The 13,581-nt window shown below is 68.8% G+C and carries 12 protein-coding genes; 3 read left to right on the top strand and 9 right to left on the bottom strand.

Annotated features, from left to right (window positions below):
* Nucleotides 1-53: 53 nt before the first annotated feature.
* From BN10_RS06675 to BN10_RS06660, 4 genes are all read right to left on the bottom strand, one after another.
* Complete coding sequence (locus tag BN10_RS06675; protein WP_010850445.1) at nucleotides 54-2,576, bottom strand: GcvT family protein; 2,523 nt, start codon at nucleotides 2,574-2,576, stop codon at nucleotides 54-56.
* Nucleotides 2,573-3,466 (bottom strand): choline kinase family protein, encoded by an 894-nt coding sequence (locus BN10_RS06670; protein WP_010850444.1) that lies wholly within the window; start codon nucleotides 3,464-3,466, stop codon nucleotides 2,573-2,575. Before BN10_RS06670 ends, BN10_RS06675 begins: the two co-directional genes overlap by 4 nt.
* A 7-nt stretch (nucleotides 3,467-3,473) precedes the next feature.
* A complete protein-coding gene (locus BN10_RS06665) occupies nucleotides 3,474-5,075 on the bottom strand; it encodes an amino acid permease (protein ID WP_010850443.1) in 1,602 nt (533 codons plus the stop codon).
* 138 nt (nucleotides 5,076-5,213) lie between these two features.
* Entirely contained in the window at nucleotides 5,214-6,314 is a 1,101-nt protein-coding gene (locus BN10_RS06660; protein WP_010850442.1) for a branched-chain amino acid aminotransferase, read from the bottom strand.
* A 513-nt stretch (nucleotides 6,315-6,827) separates the two neighbouring features.
* On the opposite strand from BN10_RS06660, the gene BN10_RS06655 reads away from it, so the two are divergent.
* Nucleotides 6,828-7,205, top strand: a complete 378-nt coding sequence (locus BN10_RS06655; RefSeq protein WP_233354277.1) for a DUF3887 domain-containing protein — start codon at nucleotides 6,828-6,830, stop codon at nucleotides 7,203-7,205.
* A gap of 222 nt (nucleotides 7,206-7,427) precedes the next feature.
* Entirely contained in the window at nucleotides 7,428-7,850 is a 423-nt protein-coding gene (locus tag BN10_RS17965) for a type II toxin-antitoxin system RelE family toxin (protein WP_010850439.1), read from the top strand.
* A 103-nt stretch (nucleotides 7,851-7,953) separates the two neighbouring features.
* Here the strand turns inward: BN10_RS17965 and BN10_RS18255 are convergent, their stop codons facing one another.
* On the bottom strand, nucleotides 7,954-8,124 hold the full coding sequence (locus BN10_RS18255; protein WP_010850438.1) for a type II toxin-antitoxin system prevent-host-death family antitoxin: 171 nt from the start codon (nucleotides 8,122-8,124) through the stop codon (nucleotides 7,954-7,956).
* 114 nt (nucleotides 8,125-8,238) lie between these two features.
* Nucleotides 8,239-9,468 (bottom strand): DUF6880 family protein, encoded by a 1,230-nt coding sequence (locus tag BN10_RS06645; RefSeq protein ID WP_010850437.1) that lies wholly within the window; start codon nucleotides 9,466-9,468, stop codon nucleotides 8,239-8,241.
* A 106-nt stretch (nucleotides 9,469-9,574) separates the two neighbouring features.
* Here BN10_RS06645 and BN10_RS06640 point away from each other — a divergent pair, with 106 nt between their 5' ends.
* On the top strand, nucleotides 9,575-11,134 hold the full coding sequence (locus BN10_RS06640) for an HNH endonuclease signature motif containing protein (RefSeq protein ID WP_198014021.1): 1,560 nt from the start codon (nucleotides 9,575-9,577) through the stop codon (nucleotides 11,132-11,134).
* Between the two features lie 136 nt (nucleotides 11,135-11,270).
* Here the strand turns inward: BN10_RS06640 and BN10_RS06635 are convergent, their stop codons facing one another.
* The 3 genes from BN10_RS06635 to BN10_RS06625 form a co-directional block, all read right to left on the bottom strand.
* Nucleotides 11,271-12,329 (bottom strand): 3-isopropylmalate dehydrogenase, encoded by a 1,059-nt coding sequence (locus BN10_RS06635; protein ID WP_010850435.1) that lies wholly within the window; start codon nucleotides 12,327-12,329, stop codon nucleotides 11,271-11,273.
* Nucleotides 12,330-12,411: 82 nt separating this feature from the next.
* Entirely contained in the window at nucleotides 12,412-12,816 is a 405-nt protein-coding gene (locus BN10_RS06630; protein WP_040752796.1) for an NUDIX domain-containing protein, read from the bottom strand.
* A 50-nt stretch (nucleotides 12,817-12,866) separates the two neighbouring features.
* On the bottom strand, nucleotides 12,867-13,581 hold a 715-nt coding region (locus tag BN10_RS06625; protein ID WP_040751018.1), incomplete at its 5' end, for a DUF6537 domain-containing protein.

Below are 13,581 nucleotides of genomic sequence, written 5' to 3'. Positions count from 1 at the left end.
CCTTCGATCCAATACTGCGCGGGCAGCCGCGTCAATGGTTCTTGATCGGACCATTAGAGATCCCCGCGACGCAGACGCTCACCGGCGGGGTCGAAGGGCGCCCTGAGGGTCACCCTGATCGGCAGACGTGTGCCGGCCAGGTCGACGCTCCAGTCACCGTCGCGCAGCCACGCTGGGGCAGCGGGCCCGCCGTCGCGCGGGCCGACGAGCGCCAACCCGACGCTGCAGCCGACCGCCGCCCCCCAGGCAGCACTGGTCACCTGCCCCACGGGCTCACCGCCGCGCAGCACCAACTCCCCACCCCACAGGTATGCCGCGGGGTCCCCCACGGTGAAGGACACCACCCGCCGTCGTGGCCCGGCGGCCTTGGCCGACTCGACGGTCGCGCGCCCGATGAAATCCCATTCGGTCGCGAGTTTGCACGCGAAGGTCAGACCGGCCTCGACCGGGTTGATGTCGGTGGTGAGTTCGCGCCCGAAGGCCCGGTAGCCCTTCTCCAGGCGCATCGCCTCGATGGCGTAGTAGCCGGCGGGAAGGACCAAGAGGTCGGCCCCGACCGCGAAGAGGTCGTCGTAGAGCCCGGCCGCCTGCTCGGTGGGCACGAGCAGTTCCCAGCCGAGTTCGCCGACATAGGTCAGGCGCGTGGCCCGGACCGTCGCACGGCCCAGCGGGAGTTCGCGGCTGGTGCCGAACGGAAACGACGAAGCGTCGAAGACGCTCGGCCCACCGAGGCGACCGAGCAACTCGGCCGAGCGCGGTCCCATGACGCCGAACACGGCATACGCACCGGTGACGTCGACGACCGTAGGCGCCGGCGAGCCCGGCAGGTGACGCCGCAACCAGTCGACATCGCGCACGGTCGTCGCCGCCGACGAGAGCACGAGGAACTCGTCGGCCCCGGTGCGGGTGACCGTGACGTCGGCCTCGTAGGTGCCGCGCGCGTTGAGCATCGCCGTGTAGACGGTGCCACCGGTGGGGACATCGACGTCGGCGCTGCAGACCATGTTGAGCGCCGCGGCGGCGCCGAGCCCGGTCACGAGGTATTTGGAGAAGGACGTCTGGTCAAAGATGGCGACGGAGGAGCGGCAGGCGACCTGCTCTGCGGCACACCAGTCGACCCAGACCGGCCGGCCCCACGAGTAGGTCAACTCGCGGGAGGTGCCGGAGAGTGCGAAGACGTTGGCGCGTTCCCACCCGTTCCGGCTGCCGAGGATCGCTCCCTGCTCGACAAGACGGTCGTGGACTGGCGAGATCCGCTGTGGCCGACCGGATTCGAACTCGCGGTTGGGCCAGGGCACGGCGTAGTGCAGGCCGAGCACCTCAACGACGCGCTCGCGCAACCAGGTCGGGTTGCCCTGAATCGGCGAGAAGCGGCGGATGTCCTGACCGATGAGGTCTTGCTGCGGCTCACCGGCCACGATCCACTCGGCCAGCGCTTTGCCCGCACCTCCGGCAGAGGCGATGCCCACGGAGTTGAAGCCCGCTGCAACGAAGAAGGCGTCACATTCGGGCGCCTCGCCGATGATGAACTGGTTGTCCGGGGTGAAACTCTCCGGCCCGTTGTAGAACTTACGAATTCCGGTGTGCGCCAGCACCGGCAGCCGATGCACTGCGGAGTCCATGAGCACCTCGAAGTGCTCCCAGTCCTCGTCGAGCAGTTGGAACTCGAAGGGATACGGGATGGCATCCGGCGCGACCCATGGTTTGGCCTCCGGCTCGAAGCCGCCGACAAGCAGGCCGCCGACCTCCTCCTTGACGTAGGTCCAGCCGTCCGGGTCGCGCAGGATCGGCAGGTCGCGATGGACGCCCTCGATCTGGTCGGTGACGACATAGAAGTGCTCAGCCGAATGAAGGGGGACGTTGACGCCGGCCATCGCGCCGACGGCGTTGGCCCATTGACCTGCGCAGTTGACGACGATCTCCGCCTCGATGTCCCCGTGGTCCGTGCGCACGGCCCGGGCGCGTCGCCGCCCCGGCCCCTCGTTGACCAGGACGTCGGTAACGCGCACGCGCTCGAGGATGCGGACTCCCCCGGCCCGCGCACCTTTGGCGAGCGCCTGGGTGAGATCGGCCGGGTTGGCGCGCCCGTCGCCGGGCAACCAGATCGCCCCGACGAGGTCGTCGTCGCGGATGAGGGGATAGCGCTCCTTGATCTCCGCGGCCGTGAGGAGCTCGCACTCCAAGCCGTAGGCGGCGGCGCTCGCCACCGTGCGCCGCAGCGCCACCATCCGATCCGGCGTGCGGGCCACCGTCACTCCCCCGCAGACCCGATACCCCGTCGACAGCCCGGTCTCCTCCTCGAGCCGGGCGTAGAGGTCGGTGGAGTACTGCACGAGGCGCGTGCCTGCCTCGGAGGCACGCAGCTGGCCGACCAGGCCCGCCGCGTGCCAGGTCGTGCCGCAGGAGAGGGTGCCCTGCTCGAGCAGAACGACATCGGTCCAGCCGAGGTGAGCCAGGTGGTAGGCGACCGACGTGCCGATGACTCCGCCGCCGATGATGACCACGCGGGCCCGGTCGGGCAGGGTGCGATCAGGCAGGGTGCGATCGGGCAGGGTGCGATCGGGCAGGACTGTCATCGGGGGGATCCGACCGTGTCCAGAAGTTCGTCGAAGCCGGGCTCGGCGAAGGCCTGCGCGGCCCGGTCCATCTTGTCCATCGCCCACTCCCAGAAGTCGAAGTCGAGGTCGGAGGCGCCCGCCTGAATGGTGCCCCACAGCGTCCATGCCCACGCGCTCGCGATCCCCCACAGGGCCGCACGTGCGGTGCGGACCGGGTCCTCGTGCCCGACGTAGGCGGTCACCAACTCGGCCAGGTGTTCGGGGGTCAGGTGCGCCTCCTGGACGATGTTGCCGAGCTCGAAGGACGCCTCGTTCATCCCGCTGTACTCATAGTCCACAATCCACAGTCGCTGCGCGTCCTGCAGGAAGTTCGCCGCGAGCAGGTCGTTGTGGCAGGGCACGCGGGGCTCGGGGTGGACCCGGAGCGCAGCCTCCATGCGCTCGGCCGCAGGCGCGAGCGCGAGGTAGCCCCGCGGCATACGAAATCGGTGGGTGTGCATGATCGCCAAGTACTCGCGCTGGATGTCGAACATGTCGAAACGACCGGCGAAGGCAGGTCCCTCGTGAAGGCGGCGGACGACGTCGGCAACCCCGGCGAGGTTGGCGGCCAGGTCGGAGTCGCCGTAGGTCAGGGCGTCGGGGACGAACTGGACGACGAGGAGCCCGGGCCGGTGCTCGACCACCTCGGGTGCCACGCCGGCCTTGGCCGCGGCCCGGCTGTTGTGGACCTCTTGGTCGCGGTCGATCGAGAGCAACCCACTGCTCGCGGACGCCACCCGGACGACGACATCGCGGGTCGCCGTCGTCACCCGGTAGTTCGCGTTGGTGAGCCCGCCGGGCAGGAGCGTGACCTCACGCTCCTGCCCCGCGAGCACCGCGAGGGAGTCGAGCAGTGGCTCGAGCTCCATCGAGGGCTCAGTCCGAGAAGGCGTCGACGACAGCCTGGTCGATCGTGACCTTGGGACCCTTGAACCACTTCTTCGCCGAGGCCTGCCACCAGATGGCCAGGATGATCAGCGAGCCGATGGTGAGGATCGGCGCGTAGTTGACGAACTTCCAGTCGAAGTCCTGGCTGAAGGGCACTCCGGCCGGGACGAAGGGAAGGATGAAGTAGATCGAGATGATGGCGATCTCAATGACGGCGATGAGGTTCATCCACTTGTACTTGGCGCCGTTGTTCCATGAACCCGGGACGAAGGCATCCCCCATCCGCCACCGCAGCCAGATCGGGATGAGGAAGGCGAGGTAGAGGCCGATGACCGCGACCGAGACGACGGCATAGAAGGCGACCGGGACGATGAGCGGCTCCGCCTCGGTGCCGATGTTGACCTGCTTGAGGGCCGGCAGGGTGATGATCGCGCTCGTCACGGCCACGAGGAGCACGGCCAGACCCGGCACCTTGTTGGCGGTGAGTCGCTGCCACAGGCGTGAGCCGGGGATCGCGCCGTCCCGGCTGAAAGCGAAGGTCATCCGCGACGCGCTCGTCATGCAGGCCGTCGTGCAGAAGAACTGGCCGATGGCCGAGATCGCGAGGATGACGACAGCCCACTTGTTGTCCATGGCGTGCGTGAAGATGTAGGCGACGCCACCACCGCCGACACCCGCATTGTCCGGCTTCCCATCCGCGCCATTGGGGACGGCAAAGAGGAAGCACAGCAAGAGGATCCAGCCACCGATGGCCGAGTAGAAGATCGACTGCCAGATGCCCTTGGCCGCAGCCTTGCTCGCCGACGCGGTCTCCTCCGAGAGGTGGGCCGAGGCGTCGAAGCCGGTGATCGTGTACTGCGTCAGGAGCAGACCGAAGGGGAGCACGAGCAGCCAGTAGGTGACCGACGAGGTGGACCCCTCGGCATACCCGGAGTTGTTGAATCGCTCGCCGAAGACATAGCTGAAGCTCTGGTGCTGGTCGGGCAGGAAGATCAGCATGAGGATGATGACGGCTGCGCCGGCCACGTGCCACCAGACCGAGATGTTGTTCATGATCGCCATCAGGTGGCCGCTGAAGATGTTGAGGACGGCGGCCAGGGCGAGCAGGACGACGAAGATGAGGAAGACCCGGGTCAGCGAGTAACTGTCGGCGAAGGAGGTCGACCACGTGCTCAGCGTGAGGTCGATGAAGGTCGCGCACCCATAGGCGACGGACGCGGTGACCGCGATGAGGCCGATCAGGTTGAGCCAGCCGGTGAAGAAGCCGGCGGCGGGGCCACCCATCTTGGCCGCCCACCAGTAGATGCCGCCGGAGGTCGGGTAGGCGGACACGAGCTCGCTCATCGTGAAACCGATGAGCAGGATGAAGGCCGAGATGATCGGCCAGCCCCACGAGATGGCGATCGGGCCACCATTGTTGAAGCCCTGGCCGAAGGTCGTGAAGCAGCCGGCGAGGATGGAGATGATCGAGAAGCTGATCGCGAAGTTGCTGAACCCGGACCAGGAGCGTTCCAGTTCCTGCTTGTAACCGAGCGAGGCGAGATGCTTCTCGTCGTCGGTCAGGTGCGGGTGATCGGTCGATTCGGGCATGGCACGCTCTCCCACGGGACGAGGTCGTCAGGTGGGGTGAGCAAACACCCGCGCGGGTGGGTACGTCAATGGTTCAGACCAGAACCATTTTCGTGTCGCCGGTGCTGGAGGGCGTTTCTCGCGGCCGTGCTGTGCCTCTCAGACGAGGCGATGCATCCAGCCGTAGGAGTCCTCGGTCCGGCCCTGCTGGAGGGAGAGAAGCCGCTCGCGGATCCCGCGGGTGACCTCGCCGCCGTGCTCGCCGGCGGTGGGGGGGGCCTCGCCGCCCTGCCACTTCAGCCCACCGATCGGGGTGACGATGGCCGCGGTGCCGCACGCGAAGACCTCGAGGATGTCGCCGCTCGCGACGCCGTCCTTCCACTCCTGGATCTCGACCTTGCGCTCCTCGGGCGTGAGGTCGAACTCCTTGGCGAGCTCGAGGATCGACATGCGCGTGATGCCCGGGAGGATCGTTCCGGTCAGCTCGGGGGTGACGAGCTTGCCGTCCTTGGTGACGAAGAAGACATTCATGCCGCCGAGCTCGTCGACGTACGTGTGGGTCGAGGAGTCGAGGAAAACGGCCTGGTCGCAACCGTTTTCGGCACCTTCGAGCTGGCCGCGCAGGGCGCTGGCGTAGTTGCCACCGCACTTGGCCGCCCCCGTGCCGCCGGCGCCGGCGCGGGCATACTGCTCGGCGACCCAGAGGGTGATCGGCTTCGGGCCGCCCTTGAAGATCGAGGCCGCCGGCGAGGCGATGACCATGTAGGTCGCCTCGTTGACCGGCTTGAGCCCGATGAAGGCCTGGCTGCCGAACATGAAGGGGCGCAGGTAGAGGCTCTTCTCGCCGTCGCCGTAGGCGGGCACCCACGCCTGGTCGGCCTCGACGAGGACGCGCAAGGACTCGAGGAAGTCCTCGGTCGGCAGCTCCGGGAGGACCATCCGGCGCGCGCTGGCCTGGAGGCGCTCGGCGTTCTTGTCAGGGCGGAAGGTCCAGACCGAGCCGTCCTCGTGGCGGTAGGCCTTGAGGCCCTCGAAGATCTCCGGGGCGTAGTGCAGCACCGACGCGGCCGGGGAGATGGAGATGTTGCCGTATGCCGTGAGCTCGCCTGAGTGCCAGCCCTCGCCTTCGCCGTCGGTCCAGGTCGCCCGGATCATGTGGTCGGTCATGAACTGGCCGAAGCCCGGCGCGGCGAGGATCTCGGCGCGACGCTCGGGCGACACGGGGCTGGGGTTCGAGGTGGCGGCGAACGACAGGGCCATGGTGGCGACCTTCCTGCGGCGTTGGAGAAGGGGTGGCGAGCCTTGTGGGCTGATTGCTCACATTATCCCGTCGGCCTGGCTCACGATGGCCGCGGTTATCCTATGGGCCGGCGGCCGGGTGCCGGTGCTGGGCCGGTATCGACGGCGCCAGACGCGCGGCGGATGGCCTGCAGTGGACGCGTCAGTCGCCACCCATCTGCGCCTCGAACGCTTGACGGACCAAGCCGCCAGCGCAGGATCCACGCCTTTGGGGCGGCCCCGGTTCCTTTGCGGCAAAGGCATGTAAACCGATGGTTGACACATGTGTCAACCATCGGTTTACATGGAGTCGTGGACGAAATCATTCAGGCGAAACAGGCGGTCGACCTCGCACGGGCGAGGCTCGAGGACGCCGTCCACGCCGCTCGCGCTCAGGGCCGCTCGTGGAACGAGATCGGCACCCTGCTCGGAATGTCACGTCAGGCCGCCTTCAAGCGGTTCGGGCGCCCCGCCGACCCACGAAACGGAGACCCCATGACCACTCGCACAATCACGGGCCTGATAGAGGCGACCGAGGCAACGTTCCGCCTCATCGCGGACGGCTCGCACGACGAACTCCAGGCCCGCCTTAACCCCCGGGTGCGCGAGCAGTTGACGCCGCAGTTGATCGGTGACACCTGGGTCGTCGCGCTCGGCATGGTGGGCGAGTTGGAAGGCTTCGAGGGCACCCACGTCGAGCTGCACGACGGCACCCCGCTCGACGCTGACGAGCGCGTCATCGGCACTGTCATCGGCGCCACCGTGCTGCGCTGCGAGGTAGGCGAGCTGGTCGGCCGCGTCGCCTTCGACGAGACGAGCGCCATCGTCGGCATCCTCATCGTCCCCATCGACCACGGGCCGCTGCCGTTCTGAGCGAACGGCACCACCCCGGCCGCGACCCGGTCGCGGCAGCCGGATTTGGCTCGGATGAGGGATGCCGTTTCAGAACAACCAACGTTCCGCAGCGCGCGCCCAACGTGAGCGTTTCGGTGTTGTTGGCGGCTCCGCTGCGGGCTTGCTTTGGGGCTATTCAGGGTGCGCGTTTTCGGCGGCTGACGGGATGTTCCTGGGTGCTTCGAGCAGCGCAATAATGCGTTGGCGCTCGTCAGCGATCGTCTGGGCGGCGTCGCGTTCAGCGCGCATCACGCGCGCCTCGGAACGGGCCTGCTCAAGCTCGAGCTCGAGGCGATCAATCTCAGCCAGGTCGGCTGCCGGTGGGGCGCTCTTTTCGGCTCCGTCAGGGCGGTCGGGGTGAGCCACTCCGTCACGTGGTCCAGGGCTGCCCAACGAGCGCTGGCGCGGGATGTTCCGGAGTCGGTGGCCGCCGCTTGCCTGGAGTTCGTCCTCGGAGCGCTCGCCGAGAATCCGCAACGAGTCGGTAAGGCGTTGAGGGCACCCTTCGCTGGGCTCCACTCGGCGCGACGGGGTGACTTCCGAGTCATCTATCGGATCGATGACGAGCTAGTCCACATCCACGTCGTTTCCCTCCGGCACAGCCGCGACGCCTACCGCGCCTGACCACTGCTCAGTGGCCGACGGGCCAGTGTTGGACTTCCAGCCCCTGCATCGTGCTTCGCGGGGCGACGTCCTGCGGGCAGGTCGGCGAGCACGTCGTCGGTGGTCAGGACATCACCTGCAGCAAGCTCGTTGAGGGAGCGCTGGAGCTCGGCGACCAGCGTGGCGTCACTGAGGATTCGAGCGTCTCCAGCATCGAGTCATAGTCGTCAGCACCGAGCAGGACAGCTGCTCGGGTCCCGTTGCGGGTGATCTCGGTTCGCTCATGAGTGCGCACGGCCTCGTCGATCAGGCGCGAGAGGTTGGCTCGAGCCTCTTCGAGCGGAATCGTCGTTGTGTACAGAATTCTAGCCTTCGGGCAGCCAGAAGGAATTCGAATGCCGGCGCTGGGTCACGGCAGGTGCGCGCGGTCGAACTCCTGCTGCAGCCGTGGACGGCGGTAGTGTGTGCGCCGCAGGTCGGCGATGAGGGCGTCGACCTCGGTGGCGTGAGCCGATCCGGCAGCGAGGGTGCGCATCTTGGCCAGTCGCCGCGCTGCCCGGCGATAGTGCTCGGCTCCTGCAGTGACCAGTTCGTTCTCGACCAGCCGAGCATGGACTGGGAGCACGGCCAGAGGATCGACTCGCTCGTAGGCCTTGGCGAGCTCGCTCCACGTCGGATCCGAGGACAGGTCCAGCTCGTGAGCGAGTCGCCAAGCCAGCGCAGGGTCCTTGAGCGTGTGAAGGGCGAGGCTGACGGCCTGGTCGGGCCGCGTCGCAAGGACGGCGAGCACCTGTGCTTGAAGAGCCGGCCATTCGGCCTTCGCCGCGCGGTGAAGATCCGCCGCAGTCGACGCCGAGGGCCACTGCTCGAAGACCCACTGGCGCGCCGACAGGAGCTCATCCGGGCGGTCTCTCTCAAGCAGCTTGCACCAGTAGCCCGCAGCCTTCTGCGACTGGTGACCCCGATCGAAATGCGCTGCCTTGCAGGCCCACTCGCGAGCCAGCTCCCTCTCGCCGATCTCGTCCAGCGCGTATGCCGCATCCTCCAGCCACGCCGCCCGGTCCCCCTCCCCAGCGTGCGTGGCGATGATGGCGTCCACATCCCTGGCCAGGACCGCAAACCGCTTGGCGTTCCAGTCCAGCGTGAACCACTCTCCGGCGTGTTTCGAGCTCCAGAAATCGGCTCGGCTGGGCCGCGGACCCAGCCCCGCGGCATACGCATCCAGCCTTAGCCGGTAGGTCCGAAGACCGATGTCGCCGAGGGCCGGGGCGTAGTCGACGACGTCGAGCTCGAAGTAGTCGACGATGCCGTCGAACTGGAAGGCCATCATCCAGTCGACGAGCTTGCCGACCGGCATTCGTGCCGCGGCCGCCGTGACCGGGTGCAGCGCGAGGAGTCGGCGACAGGCGTCACCGATGATGCCGCTCGAGTCGTCTGCCCGAGCGATGACCTTGAGCGCGCTCGTCAGGGCGCGCTCGGTCACCCGATGAGCCTCGACCGGGTCGGTCGTCGGAAGTGCGGCTTCGAGGATGTCGACAGCCTCGTGCATCTCGCGGCCGTGAGCGTTCGCCAGCGACCAGCGGTAGAGGTCGGCCCGCGTGCGAATCAGCGGAAGCACGGCGTCAGCGAGCGTGGTCACGCGACCAATCCTTCACGATCCACCACGACACGCCCACGTCAGCTCTCTCCCAAACGTCAACCTGCACATCGCTTGACTCGAACATATGTTCGAGTATGATGAAGGCATGAGCAGCGTCGCCCACCTCGACCACCGCGCCGGCACCCTGCCGGCCGCGGCCGGTCAGGTGCGCAGGCGTTTGGCGTGGCTTGACCGTGGGGTCGATCGGCTCGCCTTCGAGGTCGCCGACGAGTCCCAGACCGTCTCGGGCGCCGACGTGCAGGAACTGGACCGTGTCATACGACGCATGGAGGCCACCAAGCTGGCGCTCGTCGCCAAGGCCGACCGCCAGGAGGTGCGGCGTCGCAGCGGGGCAGCCTCGACCTCGGCCTGGGTGGCGACCCTGACCAACGCGAGTGGGGGTGGCGCGTCTTGCGACGTGGCCCTCGCCACCGCCCTCGATGAGAACCTGCCGGCGACCAAGGCGGCCTTCGGCGCCGGCGAGGTCTCCCGGACCAACGCGGGCATCGTCGCGGACACGATGGCCAAGCTGCCCGAGACTCTCTCCGAGCCCGAGCGCGTCAAGGTCGAGCAGGCGATGGTGCGCGACGCCAAGCGCCTGCCGCCCGGTCGTCTCCGCAAGGCGGGCCTGGTCGCGATCGGCGCCGCAGAGCGCAGCGCGGCAGAGGTCTCCCAGCACCAAGAGGACCAGCTGGTCGACCAGGAACGGCGGGCGTATGCCGCGTCCTACCTCAGCATGTTCGACCGGCCCGACGGGACGACGAAGGGCGAATTCGTCGTGCCCACGGGCGCCGCCCACGTGCTGCGCAAGGTCGTCCAGTCGATGACCTCACCTCGCCGCAACCACCTCAACTCCACCGCCGAGGCGACGCTCGCCGACGGCCAGCAGCCGGCGGGTGACGTCGCGGATGGGTCGGTTGCTGCGGGGCTCTTCGCTGCCACCGCTGAGCAGGGGCCGAGCCGCAATCCAGACTGGGACGCACTGGACTGGCGGCAGAAGCGCGGGCGAGCCCTCGTCGAGCTGCTCGAGCACCTGCCCACCGACCAGCTCACCGGCAAGGTCGCCTCGACGGTCGTCGTGTCAATGACGGTTGAGCAGGTCATGGGTGCCGCAGCCACGGCCGAGCTCAGCGGAGCGGTGGAGACCGCCACCGGACGGGCAGTTGCGTTCGGGCCCAGCGTGGGCGCAGCGACCTGCGACACCGGCCACCAACACTCCACGTCCGAGGCGCGGCGGCTGGCGTGCAACGCGGGCCTTCTGCCCGTCGTCCTCGGCGGCGCATCGGTTCCCTTGGACCTCGGGCGCCAGGAACGCTTCTACAGCGAGGCCCAGCGCACCGCCCTCGCCGCGCTGTATGACGAGTGCGCCGCCGTCGGATGTGATCGCCCCTATGCGTGGTCCGAGCTGCACCACGAGGATCCATGGAGCCGTGGAGGTCACACGAATCTCGACCGCGCCGTCCCCCTGTGCGGCCACCACCACCGACTGATCCACGACGCGGCCGTCACCGCGACCATCAGGAACGGCCCCCAAGGGGTGAAGACCGTGACCTTCCGGCGTGATCCGTGTGGTCTCGCCAGCGACAACGAGCCCTGCGCCAGCATCGGAGACGGTGTCCACGATCGAGGCAGCATCCACGCGTGGCCGGATCGACCTCGACCCTGACCCGGCACGTCCCACGTGGGACGTGCCGCTCAGCCTTGTCCCGAGGTCGACCGGCAGCGCTCGATGGCCGTGACCGGCGCAAACCCTCACGCAGGGTTCGACTCATCGGCCAGGGACGCAGCGACCACAGCCTCCGTCAGAGGCGGGCGGTGATCGCGTCGCCGACCTGGCTCGTCGAGCGCGCGCCGCTCCCCCGCTCGGCCAAGTCAGCGGCGACGGCGGCGTCGATGCGGGCCGCCGCCTCGTCGCGGCCGAGGTGAGCGAGCAGCATCGAGACCGAGAGGATCGCGGCGGTCGGGTCGGCCTTGCCCTGGCCGGCGATGTCGGGCGCGCTGCCGTGGACCGGCTCGAACATCGACGGGTTCTCGCCGCTGGGGTTGATGTTGCCGGACGCGGCCAGGCCGATGCCGCCGGCGATGGCCGCCGCGATGTCCGTGATGATGTCGCCGAAGAGGTTGTCGGTGACGATGACGTCGAAGCGGCCCGGGTCGGTCGCCATGAAGATCGTCGCGGCGTCGACGTGCTGGTAGGCCACCTCGACGTCCGGGAACTCCGCACCCACGGCCTCGACGGTGCGCCGCCACAGGTGCCCGGCGTGGACGAGCACGTTGTGCTTGTGCACAAGGGTCAGGTGCTTGCGCGGGCGCACCTGGGCACGGGCGAAGGCATCGCGCACGACCCGCTCCACGCCATAACGGGTGTTGACGCTGACCTCGGTCGCGATCTCGTGCGGGGTGTCGACGCGCAGGGCGCCACCGTTGCCGACGTAGGGGCCCTCGGTGCCCTCGCGGACGACGACGAAGTCGATGCCGTTCGGGGCGACGCGCGCGACGTCGAGCGGGCTCGCGACACCCGGGTAGAGCTTGGCCGGGCGCAGGTTGACGTAGTGGTCCATGGCGAAACGCAGCGGCAGCAGCACCCCGCGCTCGAGCACGCCGCTCGGTACGGTCGGGTCGCCGATGGCACCGAGCAAGATGCCGTCGTGGCCCTTGAGCTCCTCGACGACGCTCGCCGGGAGGGTCTCACCGGTGCGGTGCCAGCGCGCCGCGCCGAGGTCGTACTCAGTCGTGCTCATCTTGACGTCTCCAGCAGCCGCTTCGAGGACCTTCAGGCCCTCGGCGACCACCTCCGGTCCGATGCCGTCGCCGCCGATGACGGCGATGTCGAGGGAGGTCTTGTCAGCAGTGTCGGCCATGCTCCGAGACTAGGACGACGTCTCGTGATGTGGGCATCCCGTCTCAGTTTGCGGTCGGGCCAGGTATGCCGCGCAGGCCGGGTCAGCGCAGCAAGCGCTCGAGCGCAGCCTCGAGGGCCGGCCGCATCAGTGGGTGCGCGGGCTCGGGCAGGTCTCGTGTCGAACCAGCCGATGGCGCCACGTGCTCGTCGACAGTGAGGTTGCTGGGAGTCCCGCTCCACTCCCTGACGAGCCAGGCGCTGAGCTCCGTCCGCTGGCCCCCGGCCCCCGTGGCGACCCGGTAGAGATGCGTGGCCGAGCCGGGCTCGATGTCCACGCCGAGCTCCTCCCGGAGCTCTCGTGCCAGGGCGTGCAGCTCGCTCTCCCCCGTCTCGACCGTCCCGCCGGGCAGGTCCCAGATGTCGGGGTGGTGCCGTTTGAGCGGGCTCCTCCGCGCCAGCAGCACCGCTCCGTCGCGGACCAGCGCACCGAGCACGACGTCAGCCACCCGGCCACTCGCGCCACGCGGGATCAACGCCTCCTGACGGGAGCACGTCCTCACGGAAGGTCCGGAGCCCGCAGGCCGAGCGCGGCGACCTGCGCGGCATACCGCTCGACGTTGCGAAGCTTGACGTCCTCGTACCCGCGCACGACGTCCGGCAGCGCGGCGAAGGCGGCGGCCCGGTCGTAGTTCTCCGCGGTCAGCCCACTGACGAGGTCGTGCAACGTCACGCGGTAGTGCCGCAGCAGCTCCCGCTCGACCTTGCGCACGTGGGCGCGACCGAAGGGGTCGAGCGCCGTGCCGCGGAGCTTCTTCATGGGCACCAGGGCCTTGAGGACGGCCTGGGTCGAGCCGGTGAGTCCGATCTTCTTGCCCATCCCGAGAGCGCGCAGCATCGGCGGATGGAGCTGGAAGGTGAGGTCGGTGCCACCCGGCACGGCAGCCTGCGCGAGCTCGGCTGCTCGAGGGCGGGTGAGCAGCCGGGCGACTTCGTACTCGTCCTTGTAGGCCGTCAGCTTGTAGAGGTGCCGGGCGACGGCCTCCGACAGCTCGGTCCGGTTGGTCACCCGACGCTCGGCCTGCCAGACCGCGTCGACGATCGTGACGTAGTCCTCGGCGCACCGCAGGTCGGCGAACCCGACGAGCTCGACGGCGCGCAGCTCGGCCAAGCGACGGACCTCCCCGCCGAAGGAGGCCCCGGCCAGCGCCCCCACCACGCTGGTCGGGTCGACGTCGACGACCGGCGCCGGCGCCGGGGTGGCGGCGGCAACC

It is taken from the genome of Phycicoccus elongatus Lp2 (genome assembly GCF_000367525.1).
In the GTDB taxonomy this organism is placed as follows: Bacteria; Actinomycetota; Actinomycetes; order Actinomycetales; family Dermatophilaceae; genus Phycicoccus_A; species Phycicoccus_A elongatus.
Note: the sequence above shows the minus strand (reverse complement) of the source record. Positions and strands in the feature narration are given on the sequence as shown.

Coding starts and splice junctions, on each gene's coding strand:
- BN10_RS06675 (WP_010850445.1), bottom strand. CDS start 2,576: ATGACAGTCCTGCCCGATCGCACCCTGCCCGATCGCACCCTGCCTGAT.
- BN10_RS06670 (WP_010850444.1), bottom strand. CDS start 3,466: ATGGAGCTCGAGCCACTGCTCGACTCCCTCGCGGTGCTCGCGGGGCAG.
- BN10_RS06665 (WP_010850443.1), bottom strand. CDS start 5,075: ATGCCCGAATCGACCGATCACCCGCACCTGACCGACGACGAGAAGCAT.
- BN10_RS06660 (WP_010850442.1), bottom strand. CDS start 6,314: ATGGCCCTGTCGTTCGCCGCCACCTCGAACCCCAGCCCCGTGTCGCCC.
- BN10_RS06655 (WP_233354277.1), top strand. CDS start 6,828: ATGACCACTCGCACAATCACGGGCCTGATAGAGGCGACCGAGGCAACG.
- BN10_RS06640 (WP_198014021.1), top strand. CDS start 9,575: ATGAGCAGCGTCGCCCACCTCGACCACCGCGCCGGCACCCTGCCGGCC.
- BN10_RS06635 (WP_010850435.1), bottom strand. CDS start 12,329: ATGGCCGACACTGCTGACAAGACCTCCCTCGACATCGCCGTCATCGGC.